Source organism: Pontibacter sp. T17, assembly GCF_057219875.1.
The window spans coordinates 603,931-629,324 of record NZ_JBXVVW010000001.1; the positions used below are offsets into that span (position 1 = coordinate 603,931).

Consider the following 25,394-nt stretch of genomic DNA (forward strand, 5'->3'; position numbering starts at 1 on the left):
ACGCATGCTGCTCAGCCCTTCCGATCTGCTGTATTTCTTCCGGCTCAGTAGGCCGCTGAATCTGCTGATTGCGTTGCTCACCTACACACTGGCTGCGTTTCTGTCGGCAGGGCGCTCGGGTGTTTTTCTGACAATGCCGGTCTATTGGCTGGAATTGCTGCTGCTGTTGGCCATCATGGCCTCAGGATACTGGATCAATGACGTATACGACTTCAAGATTGACCGGATCAACAAGCCGCACCGCACGTATGTAGGTGCACACCTGAGCCGCAAGAAGGTGCTGACGGCCTACTTTACCGTGCTGGGCGTAGGGGCGCTCGCCAGCTACTGGCTACCCTTAAAGTACCTGGCACTGAATGCCGCGGCCATACTGCTGCTGTGGCTCTATGCCCGCAATTTCAAGCGGCAAAGCGTGGTGGGCAACGTTGTCATCTCCTGCCTCACGGCGGCAGTAGTAATAGCCGGGGCGTTTCTGGCGCACTTCACCATCGCGTTGGCGTGGATGACGCTCTTCGCTTTCGTCATCACCTTCCTGCGCGAAATCACGAAGGACATAGAGGATATCCGAGGCGACCTCATGTTTGGCCTCAACACCCTGCCCATACAGGTGGGCATCCGCAGCGCCAAGGTGGTTCTGGCCGTCTGTTATGGCGTGATGCTGGTGTGCTGCCACCTGCCGTGGCTGCTGCACTGGCTGCTGTGGAACGACAACCTGTGGCAGTATGCCATCGCCTCGGTGCTGCTGGTGCAGGTGCCGCTGATGATGAGCCTGCGGCTACTGGGCCCTTCCGCACGGCCCCGCGACTTTACCCGCCAGAGCCAACTGCTGAAGCTGGCCATTGTGGGCGGGCTTGTCAGCTGTCTGTGGCTGCCCTAGAGGCGCGCCAGCAGCTCGGTTTTCTTCTCTTCGTATTCCAGCAGCGACAGCTTACCGGCCTGAAAGCGGGCATGCAACTGATCGATGGTCTTCATCACCTCGTCGCGAATTTCCAGCCACTGTATGGCTTCTTTTGGATAGGCCGAGTAGTCGGCAGGCGGCTCCAGATCTTTGGCTTTCTCCTGTAGAGCCAGGGTATCGAGGGTGCGGGCCAGAATGGTGGCGGCCTCCTCGCTGTCGCACTTGAGGTGGTGACGCACGACGGCCCCGTTCTGGTTCACATCCACCGCAATGCCTTTGCCCAGCGGTTCGGCGCTCTTGATGTCCTCGATGAGAAAATAGGCTTTCTCGTAGTAAACCGTGGTGGAGGTGAGGGCAATGCTGTCGCCGCCAAACATGCCGCCAAAGGCGTGGAAGGCAACGACATCGCCGGGAGCGATATTCTTGAAGTCGTTAAGGACACGCCCCAGCTTGCTGGCGGGGATATTGGGGCGGACGAAGAACCCCAGGCGCTCGTCGTTGGGGAAGTTCCGCTCGATGATTTCCTTGTACTGTTGGGCCATAGGGGAAAGTTATCAAATCTTCCGGCCCTTCCAGTCTACTTTCCGTTGCAGGGGCAGATAGAACAGGAAGAAGAGAATGGAGACGTAGAAATAGAAGGGATATACCAACAGCCAGCCCCACAGTTTGTTGGCCTGCTTGCGGCCGAGCAGCCGCCGGGCTGTATTCTGAATCAGCGCGGTATCGTAGAGCCACTTGAGCGCGAACACCCCCACGGCGAGCCAGAAGCTGAGCCAAAGGCAGAGCAGTGACAGCGGTACGAGAGCCGCCTGAACATAAAGCGACAGCAGTACGTACCAGGCGGCTTCGCGGCCGCCCTTGTGCCAGCGCGCACGCTGGTGAATGTAGGCCTTGAGGCCCTGAATGGGGTTGGAGCGGTTGAGCAGCTCGGCGTGAAAGGGGAAGGCCGATTTACCGCCGGCTTTGGTCACGGCCTCGTACAGCCGATAGTCTTCTGTAATGGAGAAAGGCAGGGCCTCGTACCCGCCCAGCTGGCGGTAGGTGCTGGTGCGTATGGCCATGTTGTTGCCCACGGCCGTGACCGGATACCCCAGATTGGCATAACCCTGAAAGGTGCCAATGCCATAGAGCCAATCGAGTTGCTGCATGCGGCCCAGAAAATCAGTGCCTTCCACCACGGTGGGTCCGGAGACGAGGTCGGCGTCCGTGCTGTGAAACACACTTGCCAATTGCCGAAGCCAGGTGGGAGCTACGGCAATGTCGGCGTCTGTAACGACCAGCAGCTCGCCTGTGGCGTGATGCGCCAACTGGGCCAGTACATTCTGCTTGCCCTGCTGCCCCGGCAGGTTGTGGGCAATGTGGATGAGCTGGAAGTGGGGCTTATCGGCAATGAAGCCAGTAACAAGCATGGCCGTCGTGTCTTCCGAGCGGTCGTTGCCGATAAGTATCTGGAGCTTGTAGGTGGGATAGTCCAGTGCTGCCAGACTCTGAAGACAGCGCAGAATATTGGCTTCCTCGTTCCTGGCGGGTACCATTACGGTGACAGTGGGCCACTTAAACGGAGGAGTGTAGTGATTGGCCTTGGGGCTGCGGAATGCAGCACTGGCTATGATTACCTGATGCACAATGTGATAGGAGAGCGCGACCAATGTCAGCACCAGAATGCCAATCAGGAAGATTTCTGTCATAGCTGTTGGGGTAACGCCCGCACGGCATAGCCGCGTTCCCGGCACAGGGCCAGCAACTGAGGCAGTACGGCCAGCACGCGGTCTTTGGCTTTCAGGCTGTCGTGCAGCACCAGTATGGCCCCCGGGCGAAGGGCTTTTTCCAGCAGGGCGAGGCACTGGGCTGGAGAGTAGGAGGCATCCCAGTCGTAGGCCAGGCCGCTGTACATCACGATCTGATGGGTCTGGCGCACAGCGCTGATATGTAGCGGGTGAATGCGGCCATAGGGGGGGCGCATCTGCGTGGTTCGTTGGCCGGTGGCAGCCAGTATGGCATCGTCCGTGCGCTCTATCTCCAGCAGATACTCTGTTTCGGTACACTTCCAGCCACTACGGTGGGTGTAGGTGTGGTTTCCCAGGGTATGTCCTTCGGCCAGCATCCGCTGCACCAGCGCCGGGTGCTGCTGCACGTTGTTGCCAACCAGAAAGTGGGTAGCGGTGGCGCCGAACTGTCGGAGGGTATCCAAGATGGGCTCGGTGACACCGGGGCAGGGCCCGTCGTCAAGCGTCAGGTACACCACTGGGGTGGTGGTGCGTATCTGCCAGTGCAGAAACGGCACCGCCCAGCGCAACACAAAGGGTGGCTGGGCGGGCAGAAACATACGTTGGCAGAATTACTTCTTGCGCTTGGGCTGCTGGGCTGCTTTGGCAGCCTGCTGCTGCTTTTTCTGCTGGTCTTCGAGCCAGCGGGCAAAGCGCCCTTTGGGGGCACCTTTGGCGGCGTGGTTCTTCCGGTTCTGGTGAATCTGGTCGGCCAGCTTTTCCTCGTTGATCATGGCCTTGATGAGGGCCGTCTGCACAATGGTGAGAATGTTGATGCAGAGGTAGTAGTAGCTGAGGCCGGCGCTGTAGTTGTTCAGTACGAAGAAGAAGATGAAGGGGAAGATGTAGCCCAGATACTTCATCTGTGCAGCGGGGCCGCTCATGGTCTGGCCGCGCTGGGCATACCAGGTGTAGAAGATCTGGGAGATCGTCATGAGTACGGCAAAGCCGCTGAGGTGGTCGCCGAGCAGGGGCACGCTAACACCAAAGCGGAACAGTTCGTCATAGGTAGAGAGGTCGGTAGCCCAGAGGAACGGCTGGTGACGCAGTTCGATAGACTGCGGGAAGAAGCTGAACATGGCCAGCAGGATGGGCAGTTGCAGCAGCAGTGGCACACATCCGCTGAAAGGATTGACGCCAGCTGACTGGTAGAACGTCATTTTGGCGTTCTGGAGCTTCACAGGGTCGTCCTTATACTTTTCGTCCAGCGCTACAATCTCCGGCAGCTTGTTCACCACCTGCATCTTGGCGTTGGAAACATAGCTCTTGTAAGTGAGGGGCAGCGTGATGAGCTTGATGAAAATGGCCAGTGCGAAGATGATGAGGCCGTAGTTGAGCGTAAACTGTTCCAGCGTCTTGAAGACCCAGAGAATGACGTAGCGGTTGATAAACCAGATGGGCCCCCAGCCAATGTCTACCTGATTTTCCAGGCCATTGTCGTAGGCTTCGAGCTGCTTTATGTCGTTGGGGCCGAAGTAGTAGCGCAGACCTATGGTGTCGCTGGCGGCGGTCAGGTTCAGGGGCACATCCATTCGGGCACCCAGGCGCTTCACAACGCGGTTGGCATCGGGCGTCTCCTTGGTGGGCTCGGAGGTAACGATAACGTTCTCGAACGGCTTATCTCCCATGATGGACGCGTTGAAGAACATGGTTTTGAAGGAAACCCATTGCACGGCACCCGCCACGGTTTCAGTCTCCTTCTCGCTGCTGGTGGGGCTGAGATAGTCTACCGACTTGTCAGTCAGGCCGTAATAGAGGGTGGTTTTGTTGCGCTGGTCCTCGATGTTTTTTTCGCCGGGCACCACTGCGATATCGCTGGCAAACTCAAATTTCGGGTCGCGGATGACGCCATTCATGCCTACGAGCACCAGTTCGTGACGAACCTCATAGCTGCCGGGCGTAAAGGTGTAGCGGTGTTCGAGGTAGCGGTTGGGGGCTACTTCGGCACGAAGGGCAATGGTTACCGGCTTGTCGGAGACGCTTACCGAGTCGGTAGCGGTGGTGGTGTAGACCAGCTCGCGGGTATCCAGAATGTTGTTGTTGTGCACAAACTGGAAGCCCATGCCATTGCCATCACCAGCAGGCATTACGGGGTATGGCTGGTTGTTGAAGGTGGTGTGTTCGGCCAGGAGCACAGGTTGCAGGGCCGCACCACGGGTACTGAGGGTCAGCTGCAGTTTGTCGGTGCCAACGCGAATGCTGCGAACCGGGTTTGCGGAGGTGGCAGCAAACTGGCCCAGGCGCTGGCGCTGGGCTCCGGTATCGGCCGGGGTAGCAGCTGCGGCTTGTGAGGTGGGGTTGGCGGCAGCGCGTGCTGCGCTGTCAGCGGTGGCCGCCTGTTCGGTAGCGGGGGGCAGCGGTACATTTTCCTTGGGTGGTACCACCATGTAATACCACAACAGGAAAAGGGCCATGATCAGCAGGAGCCCGGTAGTGAAATTGCGATCCATTGCAGGAGACTAAGTGTGCGGTTGTCCGCAAAAAGCGGAGCAAAGGTAGTGGATTGTAACAGAACGGGCAGTAGCTTCCGGGGGTTGCGCTGCGCCATTTTCAGTTTTCACTGAAAGATTGCAACTGACGGCCCATGTTGCCTTGCGTATTTGTACCACCTTTACAGTATGGAACCAACGATGGACTCTAAAGGCCGCCAACAGCGCCTGTTGGAGATAACGGATGAGCTTATGTTGCTGGCTGGCCGCGACCAGGCCGTGGTGGAGCTGGTGGAGATTATAGAACCCGAAGGCGTAATGGGCCTTCAGGGCAATACAGATGGCCTTACGCTACTGGCGGCGAAGATGCTGGCCCATGCGGCGGGCAAACCCAACGACGGCCCCGACCTGCTGCCGCTGTTTCCGCCTCGTCCCGAGAGCTGTCTGGCTGAAATTCAACTGGTAGAGGTGACACGCGACCAACATCTGGCCAACCCGCCAGCTCATCGCCGTAAGGTGAGTGCCTGGGCGCAGATTGGCAAGTTTGTGGGCGGCCTCCTGGTAGCCTATCTCATCATCGCAGGCCTGGTGGGTATTTTCTACTGGCCATACAAACTGCTGGTAGAGTATTTCAGTAAGTAAGTGGGCCTGGCCCTACAGGGTGCACTCGCTGTGACGGTAGCAGGTGGTGAGGTGGTCGTTGATCATGCCCGCTGCCTGCATGAAAGCATAGCAGGTCATGCTGCCTACGAACTTGAAGCCTTTTTTCTTCAGGGCTTTGCTCATGGCATCGCTTTCTGGACTGATGGAGGGTGTCTGTCCTGGGGCCGTCCATCGGTTGATTATCTGCTTGCCCCCGGTGAAGTTCCAGAACCAGTCGATGAGTGCTTCTTCGCTGCCACATTCCTCGAGCAAGCGGAGCCAGGCCTTGGCATTATTGATGGTGCCATTGATTTTGGCGCGGTTGCGTATGATGCCCGCATCACCCAGAAGGCGCTCGATGTCGCGTTCGGTGTAGCCTGCAATCCTTACTGGGTCGAAGCCCGCGAGTGCCGCCCGAAAGTTCTCGCGTTTGTGCAGGACAATGCGCCAGCTGATGCCCGCCTGAAAAGTATCCAGTATAATGTATTCGAACAGGAGATTGGCATCACGCAGGGGCATGCCCCATTCATTGTCGTGATAATCAATCATCAGGGCGTCTTTGCCAGGCCAGTGGCAGCGGGGGCGATTGTCAAGCATCTTGTCTAACAGTTTTCCACGTTCAAGAAATGGAATTAAGTGGATGTTGCGAAGAACCAAAAACTTTTTCTACCTTTGCCGTCCGCTTTTGTTACGAACGCTAGTCTACTTCTGCGATGAAACGCACCTTCCAACCCAGCCGCCGCCGCCGCCGCAACAAGCACGGTTTTCGCGCCCGTATGGCTACCAAAAATGGCCGCCGTGTGCTGGCCTCTCGCCGCGCTAAGGGTCGTCATAAGCTGACGGTCAGCGACGAAGCACGTCCCAAAATGTAAGTTCGGGCCTTTGGCCTGAGCGCGTCGGTCCGTCTGGCTGATACTTATGTCTTCGCCCGATTTCCCGACACACAAATTGACCTTACCGCGCGCGGAGATACTCCGTCTGCGCAGCGAAATACAGGCCCTGTACACACAGGGCCATTCGTTTTTTCAGCGGGGGCTCAAACTCTTTTTTCAGATTCGTCCCCTGCCGCAGGGTGCCCAGCCACTCCTTGTGGCGTTCTCGGTGCCCAAACGCAATTTCAAGCGCGCAGTTCATCGCAATGCTATCAAGCGACGCATGCGCGAGGTATATCGGCTGAACAAAATGCCACTAGCCGTGCAGGCAGCCACACGCCCCGAATTGCAGATACTGCTGGGTTGGGTGTGTCTTGACCGCGAGCTGCCAAGCTACCCCGAGCTGGAGAAGCGTATGCTGAAACTGCTGGAGCGAATGCAGCAGGCCGTGCAGGCACATCCCGAACTACCCGACGGTGCAGCCGCACCGGGTGAGTTCTCCCGTAAAAAGAAGTAAGACCTCAGGTTTCGAAGCCCATCCGGCGGCGCAGCTCGTCGGCGGTGCAGCTATGCCCGTCGTGGCTCCAGCCAGGAGGGCCCAGAATGTACAATAGGCGCTGGCTCGGTGTCAGCCCCGGTTGGGTGGCATCGCGCCAGATAGCCCGCCACTCGTGCAGCACAATGTTCAGGGGGCCACGGTCTTCAGGATTCTTCGTCAGGCCGTAAACCACCGGGTCGCTGTCTACTTCTTCCTGAAAAGTGCCAAAGAGTCGATCCCAGATAATGAAGGTCATGCCCATGTTCCGATCCAGGTAGCGGGCATTGCTGCCATGGTGTACCCGATGGTGCGAGGGCGTCACCATAAACCATTCCAGCAAGCCGAGCTTGCCGATGAGGCGGGTATGCACAAGGTTCCCCCAGGTTTGTGTCACCGCAAAAACGATGAGTATATCGAGGCCCTTGAAGCCAAGCAATACCAGCGGGATGAAGAACAGAAAGCGGTAGAGCGGCTGGAATACGGAAGCGCGGAATCCTGTGGTGAGGTTGAATTCTACCGAATTATGGTGAGTGACGTGCACAGCCCAGAAGAAGCGACTGTGGTGATCGAGCCAGTGTAGGGCATAGTAGGCCAGATCTTGGAAGAGGACCAGCAGTGGCCAATAGAGCCATGTGGCCCTGAACTCGAAAACATGGTACTGGGTGTAAAGCCAGTCTAGCAGGAAGTAACCACCGATGTAGGTGATAAGCTTGTCTACCAGTAGGTTGAGCGTACCTATGTAGACAGTCGTAGCGGTTTCGCGGGTAGAATAGAGGTGCCGATGTTGACGCCAGGAAATGTATGATTCTAAGAGAATGGCAAGCGCCAGAAACGGGGCACCCAGCAGATAATACTGCTCGATGGTGTTAAGCATGGTGGACGGACTTCTAAGGTGGACAGCATAAAATTAGGTACCCGTTTTGTTAAATGTTCTAAAGTCCAAGCCAAAAAGCCCCAACCGTATATGTTGGGGCTTGCAGTGTAGAGAGGAAGTAAAAATGCCTGTCAGTTCGTAATCAGCCGTTCCAGCTCAGCTTGTGCTGCTTGGCGCTCCTCCATACGCTTCTCCATGTGGGCCTGGTAGAGAGGCTCATTCGCAGCTCCTATTTCGGCCACTACGTGGGCTCGTACTTCGGGAATCGAGTGAAAGGTCAGCCGTTGAGAAGGCCCCAGGCTGGTTGCCAGCAGCGCTTCGTTTGTGTAAGGGGTTGCGGATACCATGCGCGGCAGTGCCAGGGAAGCTATTTCGGTTGCTTCTTCGCGGCGGCCAGACAGTACAAGTGCGGTGCATGCTTGTGCCATCAGAGCTGGCTCGTTGGTTCCCTGCTCGGCCAGAATGGTGGTATACTTCAACAGTGCTGCATGCCATTCAGGCGATGTTTCGGGTTGTGCCAGCAGGCGGCGCAGTGCCCATGCAGAAAGGTGCTGTTTGTAGAGCCCACTGGCCAGGGTTTCGCTTTGGTCGGCAATCAGACTCTGGTGAAATGCGATTCCCTTCAGATCCCGCTTCTGCTCCCATAGTGTAATCAGGCGGAGATCTACTATCGGTGAGATACGACCATCGTTCATGTGCAGTGCATTGGCTACAAAGTCATCTGAACGCAGGTAATTTGAATAGCGCGCGACAAGCGCATTGTCCAGCGGGCGCTGTTGACTTGAGGAATCCGCTGTGGTACAGCTGGTTATTCCTCCCGCAACCAACAGAAGAATGAGAGTGAGTATATGACGCATAATGGGGAGGAGATGCTTCTGTACAAAGGAAACTTGACCTGCTCCCTCCGGCAATAACCAAACAGTTATCTATTATGACACCAAAAGGGGGCCTATGGGCCCCCAGGTGTGCTTTTGGTACGGTTGAGTGGTTATTTGTTAAGGCTGTACCAGTCTACATTGCGTGTTGTGTACATGGCGAGTGCCAAGGCCCCCAGTAGACCCAGGCTGCCCAGCAGGAGGGCATGGTCTTCTGACTGAAGCAGTACGTAGAAGAAAGCATACAGGAACGTGAGGCCGCCAGTGATAAAGAGTGTAAAGCGGGATTCACGGAACATGGCCTGAATGTAGCCAGAGAGTGTGGCAATGATGGCAAAGCCTGCAATCATATAAGCCCACTGGAAAGCGATATGTTCGGCCAGGGACAGCAGGAGCAGGTAGAACAGCCCCAGCCCCGCGGCGACCATCAGGTACTGAATGGGGTGAATGCGACGCTTGTGCAGCACCTCGATGAGGAAGAATGCGACGAATGTGAGCAGGATGATGAGCATGGCATATTTGGTGCTGCGCGCGGTGGTGTCGTAGGTGTCACGGCTTTCTTCCAATCGCACGCCAAAGGCATCGGCAATGAGGCCGGAACTGGAGTAGGCGACGCTGTTGGCGTAGCCACTTCGCATCTCAATATCGTGGTCTACCGAGGGAACACTGCCCATCCAACTCTGGGGCAGGTTACGGTTCAGGTACAGCACATTCCAGGTGCCTTTGAATCGGTTGGTTTCCAGCTCTTTGTTCACTGGCAAGAAAGCGCCTTCGTAGCTGGGGCTGCCCCAGGGAGCTTCGACACTGGCGCTGGTGGTACGCGCCAGCGGCAGAAAGTCGAGTCCTTCGCTGCCGTTGAGTTTCAGCGTGATTTCGTATTGCAAGTCTGTTGCTGCCTCTGTCAGCGGGTATTTGATTTTGAGCGAGGAAACTGCGCCATCAATGGTAGACACCTCGGCTTCGTAGGCTTTGCCATTGATTTTGATGTCGATACCAGCCAGGCCACGGCTGTCGGCCAACGGAAGGTGGAGATTGGCCTGCTCCAATACCGGACGGAAGTCTGTCCCCTCGGTGTAGCCCAGTAGTTTGGGAATGCGCAGGGTGCCTTTGATATGTACCGTAGAGGTATAAACCGTGGTTCGGAAAATGCCGCGATATCGTTCTTCCGGAGCCAAGCTGGCCTGCATGTGCAAAGAGTCGGACAACTGATAGTACTGCGTACTCTTGGGGTCTCGGGCAATGTCGAGGCGGCTGATTTCAGTGTAGGGGACTTGCAGTACAAGGCCTGAGACAAACTGGCGGCTGGCCCAGCTTTTCTGAATCGCGCTGACAGCCTCTACTTTCCGTTCACGGCGTTCGGAGATCAACTCGGTCAGGAGAATGATGGGAACCAGCAGGAAGAGCAGCAGAACCGCAATGGTTATCAGCTTGATGGTGATGGCGCCTACCAGCCGTGTAGGGCTTGGGAGGGAAGAGGGGGATTTCGTTTCCATGTCCTTGAGGATTTGCTTGCAAGTAATGCAGGTTTCAAATTACTTTGCAACACAAAGTGTTATTTTTACCAAAGCATGGCTACAGAACACTCGCCCCTCGACGACATCCGCGGTATCCGCGAGCTGATGGATCGCAACTCCCGTTTCCTGTCACTAAGTGGCCTTTCGGGCATATCGGCAGGCATTATTGCGCTGGTAGGGGCCTGGTTGGCCCGTCCTTATCTCAGTGGTTCGGATGTCTATGAGGCCTCTATAGGGTTCCGATATATCTCGTTACCGCATATGCGGTTTTTGGTTGCGGACGCTACGGTGGTGCTGGTGCTGTCGGTTGCAGCGGCCTTTTTCTTTAGCTGGCGGCTGGCGCGCCGGCGCGGACAAACGCTGGTATTCAGTCGCAGCGCCAAGCGGATGATGGTGGCACTGGCACAGCCGCTGGTTGTTGGAGGCATATTCTGCGTAGGCCTGATCTATCACCTGCTGGTATTCCTGCTTATGCCTGCTACGCTTGTTTTTTATGGGCTGGCGCTGCTGGCAACCGAACCTTTCACCCTGCGCGAGATTCGCACGCTGGGCTATGCCATGTGTCTGCTGGGCTTGGCCTCCATCCTTTTCCCGGCTTATGGCATCTATTTCTGGGCATTCGGCTTTGGCGTGCTGCATATTCTGTACGGAACGGTCATGTACGTGCGTTACGAGCGCAATGACACAGGAGGCAACCAATGACCCAGTCCGCTGCTGAGTGGGATAAGGCTTTTGAGCATCGCCTCCGACTGGCCATCATGTCGCTTCTGATGGTGAGTGATACGGTTGACTTCAATACCCTGAAGGCCGAGCTGGATGCCACCGATGGCAACCTGGCCAGCCACATCTCCATGCTTGAGAAGGCTGGTTATCTGGAGGTATTCAAGTCGTTTGTCGGTAAGAAGCCGCTGACGCAGTATAAAGCTACCGAGCAGGGTCGTGTGGCTTTCAAGCGGCACCTCTCTGCTCTGGAAATGTTTCTGCTTTCTACCAAACACAATACCCAAGCGTAGTATGAAATCTTTCGCCAGCCCGGGAAGGGTCTTTTTTTGGACCTGCTACTTTGTATTTCAAAGTACTTTATTAACTCGAACTATGCGCGCTGCCTTCTCTGCCACACGCAACCCCCGCAGCCATGCATCCAACTGACAGCAGTGCCTTGACTGCCCGCACGTTCTTTCTGGTTCAGGCTGGCACCATTGGCTTTATCAGCCTGGTGAGTGCCGCCCTACAGCCCGATTTATTGCAAAGGCTCAGCTGGTACATGCCCCTGCTGTTTCCGTTTCTGGTTGTTCTGCAGGCAGGTGCCACTCATCTGTGTTTTGTAGCGCCCTGGCGCAACCAGCTGTCTATAGGTTATCTGCGAAAAGCGGTAGTGCAGGAACTGGTGTTCATGACGGTTTATCTGCTCTATGCACTGGGACTAATACTAATACTGGCCTTCGGCTACGGAGCGGAAATTGTGTTCACGCTGGCGGCAATCACTGGAATCCCTTTTCTGATCGTGTCGCTGGCTGGACTCATGGCCCGGTGCTGTTCTTTCAGTCTGGTGTTGTTTGCAATCAGCATTCAGCCCTGGCAGCAGGTGTACAGTCTGCCCTTAGTGGTGCCCGTGATACTTCTGTTTCTGGTAGTGCTGATGGGCCTGTTGCTGGCACTGGGCGTAGCCTACGTGCGGGTTTCTCCCAGCTATCGGCTGTGGCAGCAGCGGGGCTGCGTTGATGGCTGGCTGGGGCTGGCGCAACTGCTGGTAGGCGCGGCCATACATGCCCAACCTCAGCGCAGGAGCCGGCGCATGCTGTCTTCCACCATGCGGTACAGTTCCCAGGGCTTCAGCTTGCGCCACCGCAGTTCATCAAACGCGGGGTTCCAGTAAAAGTATGGGCTGATGCCGTAGCGGTCGAACTCCTCCAGTACATGGGTACGGGCCCGCAGCAGGCACATCCAGCCCTCTTCCAACTGGTCTATGAAGTCTTCATAGTAGTCAGTGTCCTGCAGGTAGGTGTTGAACACGTTCTCGGCTACCAGAATGAAGCGGCTGATGCCTTCGGCTGCCAGCACGGCCAGGCAGTTCTCTGTCAGCAGCCGAAAGTCGTTCTCGTGCAGGTCGTTCCACTCGCCAAACAGTTCTATGATGGCAAAGCCGGCATCGTAGTCGGCGTACAGGATCTTTACCAGCAGCGACTCCGAGCCTATGTCGTCCCACAGCGGGTGCGCCGGATAGGTGTAGATGCGCCGGTCATACTCAAACTGGTTGTGCTCTACGCCATGGAACGGCGAGCGTTCGTCGCGTTCGTGGCTGTAGAAGCCCAGCCAGCCATAAAAAGGCTCTATGTCGTGCAATTGCTCGGCCATGCAAGGTCAAGAACGCCACGTGCGTGCCAGAAAGTGCCCTCAGCTTGCGCCGTTTTCCGCTTTCAGCAGGGGCAGCTTCACGGTAAACGTGGTGCGTCCGGGCTGCGACTCCACCCAGATGGTGCCGCCAAAGCCCTCGATGATCTGGCGGGTAATCTGCAGGCCCATGCCAGTGCCTTCGCCTTTGGCCTTTGTTGTGAAGAAGGGGTCGAAGATTTTCGGCAGAATGTCTTCTGGGATGCCGCTGCCAGTGTCGGTTACCTTCACCTCGGCATAGTTACCATCTACGGGCAGCAGCTCCAGTTTCAGTTTGGAGAGTACCACTGCCGAGCCGCGTTCGCCGGTGGCGGGGCTAGCCTCCATGGCTTGCAAAGCATTGGTGATGAGGTTGGTCCAAACCTGGCCCAGTTGGTCGGCGTTGGCGCGGACGGTGAGGCTGCGGTCGGGCATCACTGTTTCCAGTTCACAGGCTTTGCGAATCTGATGTGCGTAGAGAATGAGGATGGTCTGGAGGTTTTCGGCCAGGTTCACGGGCTCCTCCTGGTCGGGGTTGCCCGTGTGGGTGTAGCGTTTGAGGGCCTTGACGATGTTGCGCGTCTTGTCGGAGGCGACAGAGATGTTTTCCAGGCTGGTGAACACCCGGCCCAGATGCACCAGTGTATGCAGTACGCGTGGCCCGGTAGTGGCTGTAAGCAGGGGCAGGATGTCGTCGGCCATGCCGCCAAAGCCGGATTCCACAATGGTGCGGGCCATGCTGTCGGCGTCGGCTACACCTTGTTCGGCCAGCTGGGTGGACAGGCGATTGCGGATGGCACGCTCCTCGCGTGTGCTCAGTTGTGGGCGGCTGCCTGCTTCAGAGATGCGCTCGATAAGGGCCTCGAAGGGTAAGCGCTGGTCGTCGGGCAGTTCGTGCAGCAGTTCTCGTACCTGGCGCAGGGTGGTGGGTACACTTTCGCGCAGGGTATTAGACGACGACTGCACCGCACTCAGTGGCGTGTTGATTTCGTGGGCAATACCTGCGGTGAGCGTGCCCATGAGCGACAGTTTTTCCGACAGAGCCAGCTGCTGTTGCGCTGCTTTGAGGTCGGCAAAGGCTGCCTCGATGGTCTGGTTGGCTTCGCGGAGTTCACGCTCGGCCCGCTGTCGCTCGCTGATATCCTGAAAGCCGAAGATGATGGCATCCTCGCCCTTGAACTGGATCCGCTCTGAGCTCACGACCGTCAGCACTGACTCGCCGTCACGGTGACGCATGCCCAGTTCATAATTGCGCAGGTTGCCACCTGTGTCACGTAAGGCAGTAGAGAAACGGGCAATGTCTTCGGCGTTGTTGTACAGAAACTTGGTGTTCTGGCCTATTACCTCGGCGGCGGAGAACCCAAACAGTTCTTCGAACAACTGGTTTACATACAGCGCTACAGGTTTTTCGTAGTGTGTAACGATGATGGGTACGGGAATGGCCTGTGCAATGGTAAGCAGCGCCTGTTCAGCTTCTTTCTGGGCAGTGATGTCGCGCACACTCCAGACCCGTGCCACGTCAGTCGACTTGTTTTCGAGCCCGGCAGGTGTCTGCGGCCGATTGCTTTCCATCGTCAGCCAACGCCCGTCAAGCAGGCGAAAGAGGTCAGAGGTGTGGGCCGGGCGTTCGGCCTGCACCAGTGCCATGAGGTCTATAAACTGCTGTGGCTCGGCCAGAAGTCCCAAGATGTGGTGCTCCATCGCTGTTTCATCATTGAGCGAGGCCACCTCGCTGGGTACACGCCAGATGTCAAGGAACCGCTGGTTGTAGGAAATGATGCCACCCTGGTGATTGGCCACGAGAATGCCATCGGAAGTCGATTCCAGTGTGGTGCGCAGCATGTCAAAGGCTGTGGCCATTTCGCGGGTGCGGGCCGCAACCTGGCTCTCCAGCGAGTCGTTCATCTGGCGCAACTGGATTTCGCTGGACACCCGGTCGGTCACATCGCGTGATACCACCGTACAGCCGATGATATCGCCCAGCGAGTCGTATGTAGGGTTGATGACGTACTCTATGTGATGTTCCACCCCGGAATCCATGCGGTTGCGGGTAAACTTCACGCGCTCGCCGTCCATGCCTCGGTCGTATACATCTTTCCAGAAATCGTGCAGCTCGGCTGGTATCACCGAGAAGACAGAGGTTCCAGGATCCATGTTGAGGCCATACTGGGCATAGCGGTCCTTGATGACACGGTTCGCCAGCACTATGCGGTACTGACGGTCCAGCAGCAGGATGTTCTCTTCCGTGTTGTTGATGACGGCGGCCATGTTGGCTTCCTGAAGAGCGATGGCGCGCTGGGCCTCTTCGATTTTGCGGATGTTGCTGCGCAGTTCTTCTTCGCTTTTCTGCAGGCGAAGCGCTCGGGCCTGCGATTCCACCAGCAGTGTACGGATGCGGCTCTGCGAGCGTGCGCCGTACAGATGGCCAGCCAGTGCGGTGGCAGCGGGTTGCAGCAGTTCGCGTGTGGTGGGCGTCAGAGGTTGCAGGCAGGTGATTTCCAGCACGCCCATGAGGGTGTCGTTGTAGAGCAGAGGCAGAATCACGATGGCCTCGGGCTGCAGTTCCAGCAGGCCGCCTACACGCAACTTAAGGCCCTGTGCACGCAGGCCTTCCATCAGGAGCATCTGACCCGAACGGGCGGCTTCGCCCACAGTGCCCTGGCCCATTGCCACACGTTCAGCGGGTTTCACGGCTGCATCGAAGGCGTAGGTCGCCAGCAGACGCAGGGAGGTGTTGGCGTTTTCGTCTTCGCTGGTGCGGCCTATATGCACATCGTCGTCGGCCATGTACAGGGCTGCCTGGCCCAGCTGCACGTAGCTCATCATCACGCCCAGCAGTTCGTCGGCCCACTGCTCCAGCGTCAGTTCGTCGCGCCAGCGGCCGGCTTCTGCCAGCTTCGCAATGCCCATATCCACATACTGCCGCTGGGCCTGTTCGGCCTGCTTGCCCTCCAGTTCGGCCTGGTTCAGGCGCAGGCGTTTGATGAGGCGGCGGGTATTTTCGCGTGTGGCTTCCAGTTCGGCGGTGCGGGCCTCGGTTTCCTGTTTGCTGAGAATGAGAGCGGCTTTGTCGGCTTCGGCCTGCGCAATGGCCTGTTGGGCCTGCGATATCGCCATCTGCAACTCAAACTCCTTGGCCATCAGACTGTCTACCTGCTGGCGCTCCAGGTCCAGGGCTTTTTGGGCCACCTTGCTGTCGGCCCGCTGGAACGCGATGTACGACAGAATGATGATGGCGAAGAAGATGGCTGGTGCCAGAAAGCGCATCATCAGCAGTACGGTTTCGTTGCGGCCGCGGGGAATGGTGGGTACCAGCTGGTTCCATTCGTCCACGGTGTCGAAGCTGAAGAAGGCCAGCATGACCAAGGCTACCGCCGTCCATTTCCACGCCCGTTCACTGTTGGTGAACAGCCCCAGGGGCAGCACTACCTGTGCAAAGATGAACAGGCGGAAATAGCCTGTCCGCAGCACATCTACCTCGCCATAGAGGGTGCCAGTGAACAGCATCATGTAGCAGACCCCAATACTCAGCACCAGTCGGGCGAAGGAGTGATAGCCGCTACGGGCCATCAGGGGCATCAGGATATACAGCAACCCCATCACCAGAAACAGCGCCTTGATGATAGGGGTGGTTGCTACCAGACTGAACGGCAGACAGGCTGCGCCCATCAGAATGCCGGAGATGTTTGCAAGACGTATCCTCACAGCCAGCGCATCGGACATGTCGTCTCGTATGCCCGCCCGTATAATGCGCTGCCACAGTCCAGGTTTGCCAGAGGAGTCGGTAGTAGGCAAGAGGAATTGATTGTGTCGGTTTTTGCCACCTTTAAGTTACAAGTCCGCACGATTTCCCCACTGCTCCATCCAACCTTTTTCGTGCTTCACTCGTTAAACTGCGGTTACTTTCTACTCAGCGCTGATACCTGCCTATGGCCAACAGACTTGCCGACCAAACCAGCCCCTACCTGCTCCAGCATGCCCATAACCCGGTAGACTGGTATCCCTGGGGCGACGAAGCCTTTGCCAGGGCCCGTGCGGAGAACAAGCTGGTGCTGGTAAGTATCGGATACAGTGCCTGCCACTGGTGCCACGTCATGGAACGCGAGAGCTTCGAAGACGCCGACATCGCTGCCGTGATGAACGAGCACTTCATCTGCATCAAGGTAGACCGCGAAGAGCGCCCTGACGTGGACAGCATCTACATGGATGCAGTGCAGATAATGCGTGGAACCGGCGGCTGGCCCCTCAACTGCTTTACCCTGCCTGATGGCCGCCCCATTTACGGGGGTACCTACTTCCCCAAGGCGCAGTGGTTCCGTATTCTCAACGACCTGGCCGCCTACTGGCAGCGCGAGCCTGCCAAGGCTGAGGAATATGCGAACAACCTCACCGAGGCTGTACGCAGCCTGGAAGAGAAAGGAGCGGTGCCGCCTGGCCCGGCCCCTGAATTCACCACAGCCCACCTGCTGAAGCTGTTCGCCTACTACGACCAACGGATAGACCGTGAGTGGGGCGGGCTGCAGGGGGCACCCAAGTTTCCGGTACCCGCCAACTGGCACTGGATGCTGCGCTATGCCTGGCATAGTGGCAGCCCTGATGCGCTGGCACACCTGCGCCTCACACTGGACCGCATGGCCGATGGTGGCTTGTATGATCCCGTCGGTGGTGGCTTTGCCCGCTACAGCGTAGATGCCTACTGGCGGGTGCCTCACTTCGAGAAAATGCTGTACGACAACGGCCAGCTGCTGCAACTGTACGCAGATGCCTACCGCCTGACAGGTGACCCCCGTTACCGCGAGGTTGTGACGCGCACCGCCCAGTGGATAGCCCGCGAGATGACAGGCCCTGAAGGGGGCTTCTACAGCGCATTGGATGCCGACAGTGAGGGTGTCGAGGGCAAGTTCTACCTCTGGACGCAGGCCGAGCTGGAGGCCCTGCTTGGTGACCGTGCTCCGCTCTTCAAGGCTGTCTACAACATTGTGCCGGTGGGCAACTGGGAGCATGGGGCCAATATTCTCTTCCGCACCGATGAACCGGCCCGGCTGGCCACCCGTCTGGGGCTGACGCCAGCCCAACTGGCCGAAGAACTGGAGGCTGGCCTCGACATACTTCTGCGAGCCCGCGACAGTCGCATACGCCCTGGCCTGGACGATAAACTGCTGACCGGCTGGAATGCCTTGGCCGTCATAGGATTGGTGGCTGCATGGCAGGCCACGGGGGAGCAGCAGTGGCTGGAACTGGCCCAGCGCAACGCACGCTTCATCGAGGCGAACCTGGCCGATGGCCCCCGCCTGCACCGCACCTGGAAGCAAGGCAAAGCCACCCTCAACGCCTATCTGGAAGATTATGCCCTGAACATTCAGGCGCTGCTGGCGCTGTATCAGGCCACCTTCGACACCTCGTTCCTGAAGTTGGCCACCCAACGCGCGGCCTATGTGCTGACCCACTTTTCCGACGACGATACCGGCCTGTTCTACTTCACCAGCAATGAGGACGCCCCCCTGCTGGCCCGCAAGAAGGAGCTGAACGACAGTGTGATACCTGCCAGCAATTCGGTAATGGCTCACCAACTGCTTACGCTGGGCATTCTGATGGATCGCCCCGAGTGGCGAGACCGTGCCCACCACATGCTGGTGCGCATGCTGCCACAACTGGAGCGCTATCCGCAGGCACATGGCAACTGGGGGCTGCTACTTATGCGTTTCGTCTATCCCGATCAGGAGGTGGCGGTTTGTGGCCCGACTGCTGCCGATTACGCTGCCCAACTGCGCCGACAGTTCAGGCCCGATGCCCTGCTGATGGGTTTTGACAGTAGCGAGGTCCCCGCCGACAGCCCCGTTCTGCTCAGTGGAAAAGGCAAACCCGGCCAAACACTGGTGTATGTCTGTCGTCAGCAGCACTGTCTGGCGCCGGTTTCTTCCGTGGCCGAGGCAATTCAACTTTTAGACGCCCGCTGATGCACCTTGCCGTTTTTTCAGCAGAAGAATGTACCTTAGAACAACTCTAGCGTATGAAACTGCGACTTCTACCTCTGCTGCTCTCGGGTGCCGTAGCATTCACTGCCTGCGAACCCCAGGCCGAAGGCCCCGAACAGACCGCCGACGCGAAGGCCCCTGCCAACACGCCCGCAAGCTCCATTGATACCACCAAGACGGCACCTGTTGCTGTTGCGCCCGCCAAGGCAGACAGCCTGCCTGCGGCCAATCCCAATGCCACGCCCGACGCTCAGGCGGCAGCCAAAGCAGCCGCTAATGCACCGCTCTCAGAACCGGACCGCCGCAAGGCCACCCCTGATAGCGACCCTGACCCCGAGCCCAACGAATTTGTGCAGGTAGAGTTTGACGCCGCACCCCTCAACCTTGACCGCGTGCGTGCTGCCATCTTGTGGCCTGCCGACCTAAAAAAGGCAGGTATTGGCGGGACTGTCTACCTGAAAGTGCTTATCGACAAGGATGGCTGGTACAAGAGTCACATCGTGCGTTCCTCGCCCGACCCACGCCTGTCGGCTGCGGTGGTAGAGCAGATCAAGAAAGTGCGCTATTCACCTGCCCGCAATGCTGGTCAGGCTGTCAAGGTTTGGACCAACTTCGAGTACACCTTCAAGTAAGCCTCACCCGGTTTGCTGCAAAAACAGAAGGCTGCCTTTTCGGGCAGCCTTTTTCTGTTGATGGGGAGTCGAGACAACAGAGAGCCTTTACACGGCACGGCGGTCCATTGCCACGCGTACGGCTTCGGCGCGGGTGTGCACGTGCATTTTCTTGTAGATGTTCTTGATATGCGAGCGCACCGTCTGGGGCGAGATGTTCAGCTGGTCGCCTACCTGAATGTAGTTCATACCTTTCACCAGCAGGCGGAGGATTTCCAGCTCGCGGTCGGTGAGGTCGAAGGGGCGGCCCTGCGGCTCGTTGGCGGGTTGCAGGGGTTGCACGGCATCCAGGCGCAGGTAGCCCAGCACCTTGCGGGCCATAACCGATGACATGGGCGCACCGCCTTCGCGCAGTTCGTGTATCGCGCGGACAATCTGCACAGGGCTTTCATCCTTCAGCATGTAGCCCGATGCCCCCGCACGAATGCTCTCGAACAGCTTTTCGTCGTCTTCAAACACCGTCAGCATCATGATTTCCACCTCGGGCAGAGAAAGCTTCAGCCGTCGGGTGGTTTCGATTCCATTGATGCCGGGCAGTTCGATATCCATCAGCACTACCTGTGGCTTCTTGTCTTCGGGCAGCGCTGCGATGCCTGCCAGCAGCTCTTCGCCGCTGCCAGCGGCCAGCACCAGCCGCACTTCAGGGAAATAGGTCATGTGCTCGACCAGGCGCTTTCGCAGCGTGGGGTTGTCCTCAACCAGGGCAAGCAGCGTGGGTGGGTTCATGATTGACAGAGTGGGGAATGTATCTCCGGAAGAAAGGTGGAAACCGGAGAAGAGTGGAAAGTCTGTTTGTGCAGTCTAAGGGCTATAACCAAAGCTAGTGACGGGGCACAGCCATAGGAATACCCCATATGCTGTAATTTTTAGAAGATTGCCACTCAGGTTGCTTCCCGTGTGGCAATGGAAACTTCGATACAGGTACCGCCTTCTTCGCGTGTCAGCGCCATGAACTTGCCGCCCAGTTCCTCGGCTCGCTTGCGCATGTTCAGGAAACCGTAGCCAGAGAGCGTAGGGGTGGGTTCGCCCAGCTTCTGGGTGGCGGGCAGGCCTACGCCGTCGTCTTCTATGCGTACCAGCAGGCGACGGCTGCCTCGGTCGTGGCGCAGTACCAGGTACAGCTTGTGTGCCCGCGAGTGTTTCACGGCGTTGTTGATGGCTTCCTGGGCTATGCGGAACAGTTGCAGGGCCTCAGTGGGCGTGAAGGTATAATCGGGATCGGCCTCCAGCTTCAGTTCAAACTGCACATTTTCATGGGGTTGCAGCAGCTTCTCGGCATAACGTCGTACGCGCTCACCGAAGTCGGCCAGGCGAATGGACTCGTGGTGCAGCGCCCAAATGGTTTCGCGCAGCTGGCCTATGGTTACACGGGCATCCTGTTGCAGGCCGTGTATATGCTTTGCCAGCTTCAGGTTGCCTTCTGGTATGCCCATGCGTTCGGCCAGTTCCAGCCCATAGAGCATGCTGGACAGCTGCGCCCCCACGTGGTCGTGCAGGTCGCGCGATATCCGTTCGCGTTCGCGTTGCAGCCGCTGTTGCAGTTCCAGGTCGCGGATGCGGCCCAACAGGCGGCGGCGCGTGTAGTACCGCACGGTAGTGGCCACCACCGCCAGACTGGCCAGCGTTGCCAGCACCACGAACCACCATGTTTTCCAGATGGGGGGCGCCATGAAGATGCGGATCGAGGCAGGCTGCTGGCTGGCAATTCCGTCGGGGCTGATCGCCTTTACCTCGAAAACAAACTCACCATCTGGCAGGTTGCGATAGATGATTTCGCGCAGGCGCGTGGGCTGGCTCCAGTTTTCTTCCAATCCTTTCAGCCGGAAGCGAAAGGTTACGTCTGCCTCGTTGATGAAGCTGAGGCCCGCAAACCGGAAGGTCAGGTTGCGCTGGTCGGCGTCAAACTCCAGCCGCTCGGTGGCACTCATGCGGGCCAGTGCATAGCGGCTGCTGTCGCTCTGTACTGAAAGAATGGCAACTTTCGGCGCAACAGCATTCACCAGGGTTCGGCTGAGGTCCAGCAGCACCAGCCCCCGCGTGGTGCCGAGAATCAGCCGGTTGTTTCGGATATCGTAGAGCGCCTTGTTGATGCTCATCTCTTGTTCGGGCAGCAGCAGAAAGGAGCCCAGTTTTTCCAGTCGGGTGCCATTCAACCGGTGCAGGTAGCGGTCCGATACGGCAAAAATCTGTGCGGGGTTGCCGCCCCGGGCAGGCAGTTCGAACACCGAAATCACCCGGTTGCCATCCAGGCCATGCCGCTGGTCATACACCTTGTACTTCCCATCTTTTTCTTCCAGCAGACCCAGGTTGGTACCGAACCATCTTCGGCCATCGGACGTCTCCAGCACACTGTACACACGGGTGGCGGGGAAGTCGGTTTTCTTGTTCAGGTGCAGTACCCCCTCGTTGTTAATGAGCGACACGCCTTCACCGGCCGTCATGAGCCAGGTGCCGCTGCGCGTGGTCACCAATCCCTCAATGATGTTGCTCTTCAGACCACTGGCCCGGGTCTGCCAAGGCTCTTTCAGGTTTGAGTATCGCCACAGGCCATTGCCATAGGAGCCAATGAGAATGTCGTCGTCATTGGGTGATACCGCGAAGTCTGAGACGCCGTAAGAGAAAAACTGTGGCCGGCCCAGTTGGCCCTTCATGGCCTGGGGTATGGGCACTGGCCCCAGTATGTTCTGGAAAGTGCCCAGCAGAATCTGGCCAGGCTGTGGTTCGGCTATGGCTCGAACGTGCATTTCCTGCGCCCCAGCTTTTACAGAGGCCACTACCGTTCCTTTGGAAATGACGGCAAAGCCACCAGGCGTGCCCGCCCATATCTGGTGCTGGGAGTCTACAAACAGTGAAGTGACGTTGTCGCCGGGCAGCCCTTCGCGCGATGTCAGGTAGGTAAGGTGCTCGCCAGCCACCCGCACCAGCCCTTCGCCGAAAGTGCCGGCCCATACGTTGCCCTCATAGTCGATCAGCACTTTGTTGATATAGTTGCTGGAGAAGCCGGCACCCGCTCTGAAGTTGTGCCATTTGCCACTGCGCAGCAGGCGCAGGCCATGGAAACGTGTGCCCACCACAACCTGTCCGTTGGCGCCATCGGCGGCCGAGGTCAGGTCTTTCGCTTCGTCCAGTACGCGGCCTACCAGCAGTTGATTGCCAACGATGCGGATGCGCACCAGACCCTGGTTCGTCTGGCATAGAAACTGGCCGCGCGGCCCTGGATACAACTGCCCGAGCTTCAAAGGCTTGGTAAACTGCCCATGCTCTGGAAACTTCAGCGTCAGGGGGCTCAGCCGAAACAGCCGCTGCGAATCCGGTACGATTTCATACATCTGGTTGCTGCGGCTGAAGAGTATGCGCCCTTCGGCCAGTTGCAGCGTGTTGGTGTAAGGCAGGGCCAGTCGGGTAGTGTCAAATTCCCAGGCATTGTTCCGGAAGCCAGCCGTGCCCTGTGGGCCACACACCAGAATGGTGCCGTCTACCATTTCGGCAATGATGCTGGGGTAGTTGATGGTAAGACCCTGCTCCAGACCATAAGCGGTAATTTTCTCACCATCCCAGCGGCACACCCCGCCTTCGTAGGTGCCAAACCAGATGTTCCCTTTCCGGTCTTCGTGAATCACCGACACCATAGGCGCATTAAGGCCGTCTTCTACTGTCAGTGAGAAAAAGTCTCGGCCATCGTAGCGCGAAACACCCTGATCGGTGCCAATCCAGATGAAGCCCTTGGAGTCCTGGGCCATGCTCATCACATAGTTGCTCACCAGGCCATTGGCGCGGGTATACTGCCGTACCACCACACTCTGGCCCCAGCACCACTGGATTGCCGACAGCCACAGCCCCAGCAGCAGGAGTCCTGCCATGGTACGTTTCTGTGGTATGTGCAGCAACGTCATATGGGGTTATTCAGTGTAGGTAGCCAGAGGGATGGATGCCTCGATCCGGCAGCCGCCTCCAGGGCGGTCTGTAGCCAGAAATCTGCCCAACAGCTCTTCTGTTCGGCGCTGCATATTGCCCAGCCCAAACTGCGATACCGGTTGGGTTGACATGGTGGGGCTTAGCGGCAGGTCTTCATGGTCGAGGCCGGTGACGGTTGTTTCGATATGCCGACCAAGCCCTATGCCATCGTCTTCCACCCGCAGGATCAGCCGGTTTTCCAGCACGCGGTGGTCCAGCGATACGGTGATGTTACGGGCACTGGCATGTTTCACTGCATTGTGAATGGCCTCCTGTGCTATCCGCAGTAGTTGCAGTGCCTGGTTGGAACTCACTACCAGATTGGCGTCTCCCGTCAGCTGGATGTTCAGCTGTGGGGCGTCAGCCTGTTGCAGCAGTTTGTTGCCGGTGGTTTCCAGTTTTTTGAGAAACTCGGCCAGTGTCAGGCGCTGTGGGTGCAGCGCCCAGATCGTTTCGCGCAGTTGGGTGATGGTACCCTGCACTTCGCTGCGCAGGCTGTGAATGTGCTGCTTGGCCGCGTCCGACATATTGGGGTCTACCCGTTCGGTCAGATGCAGGCCATACAGGATACCCGCCAGTTGGGCGCCAACGCTGTCGTGCAGGTCGCGCGAAATGCGCTCACGTTCGCGTGCTTTCTCGCGCTTCACGACATTGATGCGGTCGGCCAAAGCAATTGACAGCAGGGCAAATTCCAGTGCAGAGCCCAGATACAGTGCGTTGAGTGTCAGTGGTGTCAGCGGCAGCAGCTGTAAAACGGTCATCGAGAACACCACCGCGCAGATGATGAGTACCGTAAAGCCCAGCAGAAAGAAGCGTGCTGGGCGGTAGCCCTTGCGTGCAGCCATTATCCCTGTTACCAGGCCCAGCAGCAGGCAGTATTGTGTCGTCCCCTGTTCAATGATATCGTAGGGCTTCATCGGCGGATTGTCTATCAGCAGCCCATACAGGTTCAGGAGTATGACGATGATGTTCAGACCAAATGCAATGCGGTAGAACGGCATCAGCCGTGGCAGCAGGGTCTGTACCTTCAGGAATCGGATGGTGAAAGTGAGAATGGAGAAGAAGAAGACTACCGGCAGCAGGTTGGCATAGTAGAGGTAGTAGCGCGAAAACTGAAAGGACAACCAGAAGGCCGACAGCCCCGATTCCAGCCACACGAAGAGTGTGAAGAAGGTCAGGTAGATGAGATAGTAAAGGTAGTTGCGGTCGCGCAGCACCCAGAACAACAACAGGTTGTAGAGAATCATGATCATGGCCATGCCGAAGTAGCCTATGATCAGAGTCTTGGTTGTTGACTCGTTGTCCTGATAGTGCGTCAAATAGGTGCTGACCGTGCTCAGTTCTACCCGCACCCGCCGTACATCGGCGTAGAAATAGATTTCCGTTGTGATGTTGGCATCGAGATACAGCGGTAGGCTGACACCCCCCTTGTACTGCGGCAGGTTAAGGTCGGCGGGTTCTATGTTCCGCACCCCCGTGGGCGTCACGATGTAGATACGCATGCCTGCCATGTAGCCAGAACCCTGTATGCGCAGCACCCATTTTTTAGGGTTGGAGGCCGCGTTGAAGATTTTGAGCCGGTGCCATTGGCCCCCATACGCACTGATCCAGGCAGGAGCATTGGGGCTGGGATGGGTGTGTGCCAGGTCAAAGGGCAGAATCCGCAGGTTCTCCAGCGCGAGGTCGCGAGGCGCTGTCTTATCCGTACAGGTAAGAGTCGTCAGGTCATAGGCCAACACGCCGTTCTGTATGGCAAACGCAGAGTCCTGCGAATGGGCATTCGCATTGTGCGTGGAGATAGCCAAAACGGCTGCTACCACTACCAGAAGGGCGCGGTGCAGGAACATGTGGGGCGCGGGCAGGCGTGTAGAGATGGGCAATAAGCGTGTCGGATTTCCCCTCTAAGTTAACCCAAATGTGGCATTGGCGCGCGATGCCACGCGGGCGGCGGAAAAAGTTTGTTCACTAATTGGACTTAATCCAAATAGCAGTACTTTTGCGCCGTCAACTTTTCAA

General features: G+C 57.6%; 22 protein-coding genes. 9 read left to right on the plus strand and 13 right to left on the minus strand.

Annotated features, from left to right (window positions below; genetic code table 11):
- Positions 1–4 precede the first annotated feature (4 nt).
- A complete protein-coding gene (locus tag AC2D8O_RS02815; protein ID WP_484677266.1) occupies positions 5–877 on the plus strand; it encodes a geranylgeranylglycerol-phosphate geranylgeranyltransferase in 873 nt (290 codons plus the stop codon).
- Here the strand turns inward: AC2D8O_RS02815 and AC2D8O_RS02820 are convergent.
- From AC2D8O_RS02820 to yidC, 4 genes are read right to left on the minus strand one after another with little or no spacing between them, the layout of a single operon-like run.
- Complete coding sequence (locus AC2D8O_RS02820; protein WP_484677267.1) at positions 874–1,440, minus strand: hypothetical protein; 567 nt, start codon at positions 1,438–1,440, stop codon at positions 874–876. The two genes, AC2D8O_RS02815 and AC2D8O_RS02820, sit on opposite strands and share 4 nt — an antisense overlap.
- A 12-nt stretch (positions 1,441–1,452) precedes the next feature.
- Entirely contained in the window at positions 1,453–2,586 is a 1,134-nt protein-coding gene (locus tag AC2D8O_RS02825) for a glycosyltransferase (protein WP_484677268.1), read from the minus strand.
- Positions 2,583–3,224, minus strand: a complete 642-nt coding sequence (locus AC2D8O_RS02830; protein ID WP_484677269.1) for a polysaccharide deacetylase family protein — start codon at positions 3,222–3,224, stop codon at positions 2,583–2,585. Before AC2D8O_RS02830 ends, AC2D8O_RS02825 begins: the two co-directional genes overlap by 4 nt.
- A 12-nt stretch (positions 3,225–3,236) precedes the next feature.
- Positions 3,237–5,114 (minus strand): membrane protein insertase YidC, encoded by a 1,878-nt coding sequence (gene yidC / locus AC2D8O_RS02835; protein WP_484677270.1) that lies wholly within the window; start codon positions 5,112–5,114, stop codon positions 3,237–3,239.
- Between the two features lie 168 nt (positions 5,115–5,282).
- Between yidC and AC2D8O_RS02840 the strand changes: the two genes are divergently transcribed.
- Entirely contained in the window at positions 5,283–5,735 is a 453-nt protein-coding gene (locus AC2D8O_RS02840; protein WP_484677271.1) for a hypothetical protein, read from the plus strand.
- A gap of 12 nt (positions 5,736–5,747) precedes the next feature.
- Here AC2D8O_RS02840 and AC2D8O_RS02845 read toward each other — a convergent pair whose 3' ends face one another.
- The gene (locus AC2D8O_RS02845; RefSeq protein WP_484677272.1) at positions 5,748–6,332 is read right to left on the minus strand and encodes a DNA-3-methyladenine glycosylase I; all 585 of its coding nucleotides are present in this window, start codon (positions 6,330–6,332) and stop codon (positions 5,748–5,750) included.
- Positions 6,333–6,448: 116 nt separating this feature from the next.
- Between AC2D8O_RS02845 and rpmH the strand changes: the two genes are divergently transcribed.
- Both rpmH and rnpA read left to right on the plus strand, forming a co-directional pair.
- Positions 6,449–6,607 (plus strand): 50S ribosomal protein L34, encoded by a 159-nt coding sequence (rpmH, locus tag AC2D8O_RS02850; RefSeq protein WP_484677273.1) that lies wholly within the window; start codon positions 6,449–6,451, stop codon positions 6,605–6,607.
- Between the two features lie 46 nt (positions 6,608–6,653).
- Positions 6,654–7,124 (plus strand): ribonuclease P protein component, encoded by a 471-nt coding sequence (gene rnpA / locus AC2D8O_RS02855; RefSeq protein ID WP_484677274.1) that lies wholly within the window; start codon positions 6,654–6,656, stop codon positions 7,122–7,124.
- 4 nt (positions 7,125–7,128) lie between these two features.
- Here the strand turns inward: rnpA and AC2D8O_RS02860 are convergent, their stop codons facing one another.
- From AC2D8O_RS02860 to creD, 3 genes are all read right to left on the minus strand, one after another.
- Entirely contained in the window at positions 7,129–8,019 is an 891-nt protein-coding gene (locus AC2D8O_RS02860) for a sterol desaturase family protein (RefSeq protein ID WP_484677275.1), read from the minus strand.
- A gap of 131 nt (positions 8,020–8,150) precedes the next feature.
- Positions 8,151–8,876: a hypothetical protein gene (locus AC2D8O_RS02865; protein ID WP_484677276.1), complete on the minus strand. Its 726-nt coding sequence runs from the start codon at positions 8,874–8,876 to the stop codon at positions 8,151–8,153.
- A gap of 131 nt (positions 8,877–9,007) precedes the next feature.
- Entirely contained in the window at positions 9,008–10,387 is a 1,380-nt protein-coding gene (creD, locus tag AC2D8O_RS02870; protein WP_484677277.1) for a cell envelope integrity protein CreD, read from the minus strand.
- A 75-nt stretch (positions 10,388–10,462) separates the two neighbouring features.
- Here creD and AC2D8O_RS02875 point away from each other — a divergent pair, with 75 nt between their 5' ends.
- The 3 genes from AC2D8O_RS02875 to AC2D8O_RS02885 all read left to right on the plus strand — a co-directional run bounded on the left by AC2D8O_RS02875 (position 10,463) and on the right by AC2D8O_RS02885 (position 12,284).
- Positions 10,463–11,110: a hypothetical protein gene (locus tag AC2D8O_RS02875; RefSeq protein ID WP_484677278.1), complete on the plus strand. Its 648-nt coding sequence runs from the start codon at positions 10,463–10,465 to the stop codon at positions 11,108–11,110.
- Positions 11,107–11,421 carry a winged helix-turn-helix domain-containing protein gene (locus tag AC2D8O_RS02880; RefSeq protein WP_484677279.1) on the plus strand — a complete coding sequence of 105 codons (315 nt, stop codon included), beginning with the start codon at positions 11,107–11,109 and terminating at the stop codon, positions 11,419–11,421. The genes AC2D8O_RS02875 and AC2D8O_RS02880 overlap by 4 nt, the downstream gene beginning before the upstream one ends.
- Before the next feature lie 122 nt (positions 11,422–11,543).
- Complete coding sequence (locus AC2D8O_RS02885; protein ID WP_484677280.1) at positions 11,544–12,284, plus strand: hypothetical protein; 741 nt, start codon at positions 11,544–11,546, stop codon at positions 12,282–12,284.
- Here the strand turns inward: AC2D8O_RS02885 and AC2D8O_RS02890 are convergent.
- Together AC2D8O_RS02890 and AC2D8O_RS02895 are read right to left on the minus strand one after the other, a co-directional pair.
- Positions 12,185–12,763 carry a hypothetical protein gene (locus tag AC2D8O_RS02890; RefSeq protein WP_484677281.1) on the minus strand — a complete coding sequence of 193 codons (579 nt, stop codon included), beginning with the start codon at positions 12,761–12,763 and terminating at the stop codon, positions 12,185–12,187. The genes AC2D8O_RS02885 and AC2D8O_RS02890 overlap by 100 nt on opposite strands.
- A 39-nt stretch (positions 12,764–12,802) precedes the next feature.
- The gene (locus tag AC2D8O_RS02895) at positions 12,803–16,573 is read right to left on the minus strand and encodes a PAS domain S-box protein (protein WP_484677282.1); all 3,771 of its coding nucleotides are present in this window, start codon (positions 16,571–16,573) and stop codon (positions 12,803–12,805) included.
- Positions 16,574–16,707: 134 nt separating this feature from the next.
- Here AC2D8O_RS02895 and AC2D8O_RS02900 point away from each other — a divergent pair, with 134 nt between their 5' ends.
- Both AC2D8O_RS02900 and AC2D8O_RS02905 read left to right on the plus strand, forming a co-directional pair.
- Positions 16,708–18,735 (plus strand): thioredoxin domain-containing protein, encoded by a 2,028-nt coding sequence (locus tag AC2D8O_RS02900; RefSeq protein WP_484677283.1) that lies wholly within the window; start codon positions 16,708–16,710, stop codon positions 18,733–18,735.
- A gap of 53 nt (positions 18,736–18,788) precedes the next feature.
- Positions 18,789–19,385, plus strand: coding sequence for an energy transducer TonB (locus AC2D8O_RS02905; RefSeq protein WP_484677284.1), 597 nt, complete (start codon positions 18,789–18,791; stop codon positions 19,383–19,385).
- Positions 19,386–19,472: 87 nt separating this feature from the next.
- On the opposite strand, the gene AC2D8O_RS02910 is transcribed toward AC2D8O_RS02905, so the two are convergent.
- From AC2D8O_RS02910 to AC2D8O_RS02920, 3 genes are all read right to left on the minus strand, one after another.
- The gene (locus AC2D8O_RS02910) at positions 19,473–20,150 is read right to left on the minus strand and encodes a LuxR C-terminal-related transcriptional regulator (protein ID WP_484677285.1); all 678 of its coding nucleotides are present in this window, start codon (positions 20,148–20,150) and stop codon (positions 19,473–19,475) included.
- A gap of 155 nt (positions 20,151–20,305) precedes the next feature.
- Positions 20,306–23,284 carry a sensor histidine kinase gene (locus AC2D8O_RS02915; RefSeq protein ID WP_484677286.1) on the minus strand — a complete coding sequence of 993 codons (2,979 nt, stop codon included), beginning with the start codon at positions 23,282–23,284 and terminating at the stop codon, positions 20,306–20,308.
- 39 nt (positions 23,285–23,323) lie between these two features.
- Entirely contained in the window at positions 23,324–25,258 is a 1,935-nt protein-coding gene (locus AC2D8O_RS02920; protein ID WP_484677287.1) for a sensor histidine kinase, read from the minus strand.
- Positions 25,259–25,394 lie beyond the last annotated feature (136 nt).

Coding starts and splice junctions, on each gene's coding strand:
- AC2D8O_RS02815 (WP_484677266.1), top strand. CDS start 5: ATGCTGCTCAGCCCTTCCGATCTGCTGTATTTCTTCCGGCTCAGTAGG.
- AC2D8O_RS02820 (WP_484677267.1), bottom strand. CDS start 1,440: ATGGCCCAACAGTACAAGGAAATCATCGAGCGGAACTTCCCCAACGAC.
- AC2D8O_RS02825 (WP_484677268.1), bottom strand. CDS start 2,586: ATGACAGAAATCTTCCTGATTGGCATTCTGGTGCTGACATTGGTCGCG.
- AC2D8O_RS02830 (WP_484677269.1), bottom strand. CDS start 3,224: ATGTTTCTGCCCGCCCAGCCACCCTTTGTGTTGCGCTGGGCGGTGCCG.
- yidC (WP_484677270.1), bottom strand. CDS start 5,114: ATGGATCGCAATTTCACTACCGGGCTCCTGCTGATCATGGCCCTTTTC.
- AC2D8O_RS02840 (WP_484677271.1), top strand. CDS start 5,283: ATGGAACCAACGATGGACTCTAAAGGCCGCCAACAGCGCCTGTTGGAG.
- AC2D8O_RS02845 (WP_484677272.1), bottom strand. CDS start 6,332: ATGCTTGACAATCGCCCCCGCTGCCACTGGCCTGGCAAAGACGCCCTG.
- rpmH (WP_484677273.1), top strand. CDS start 6,449: ATGAAACGCACCTTCCAACCCAGCCGCCGCCGCCGCCGCAACAAGCAC.
- rnpA (WP_484677274.1), top strand. CDS start 6,654: ATGTCTTCGCCCGATTTCCCGACACACAAATTGACCTTACCGCGCGCG.
- AC2D8O_RS02860 (WP_484677275.1), bottom strand. CDS start 8,019: ATGCTTAACACCATCGAGCAGTATTATCTGCTGGGTGCCCCGTTTCTG.
- AC2D8O_RS02865 (WP_484677276.1), bottom strand. CDS start 8,876: ATGCGTCATATACTCACTCTCATTCTTCTGTTGGTTGCGGGAGGAATA.
- creD (WP_484677277.1), bottom strand. CDS start 10,387: ATGGAAACGAAATCCCCCTCTTCCCTCCCAAGCCCTACACGGCTGGTA.
- AC2D8O_RS02875 (WP_484677278.1), top strand. CDS start 10,463: ATGGCTACAGAACACTCGCCCCTCGACGACATCCGCGGTATCCGCGAG.
- AC2D8O_RS02880 (WP_484677279.1), top strand. CDS start 11,107: ATGACCCAGTCCGCTGCTGAGTGGGATAAGGCTTTTGAGCATCGCCTC.
- AC2D8O_RS02885 (WP_484677280.1), top strand. CDS start 11,544: ATGCATCCAACTGACAGCAGTGCCTTGACTGCCCGCACGTTCTTTCTG.
- AC2D8O_RS02890 (WP_484677281.1), bottom strand. CDS start 12,763: ATGGCCGAGCAATTGCACGACATAGAGCCTTTTTATGGCTGGCTGGGC.
- AC2D8O_RS02900 (WP_484677283.1), top strand. CDS start 16,708: ATGGCCAACAGACTTGCCGACCAAACCAGCCCCTACCTGCTCCAGCAT.
- AC2D8O_RS02905 (WP_484677284.1), top strand. CDS start 18,789: ATGAAACTGCGACTTCTACCTCTGCTGCTCTCGGGTGCCGTAGCATTC.
- AC2D8O_RS02910 (WP_484677285.1), bottom strand. CDS start 20,150: ATGAACCCACCCACGCTGCTTGCCCTGGTTGAGGACAACCCCACGCTG.
- AC2D8O_RS02915 (WP_484677286.1), bottom strand. CDS start 23,284: ATGGCAGGACTCCTGCTGCTGGGGCTGTGGCTGTCGGCAATCCAGTGG.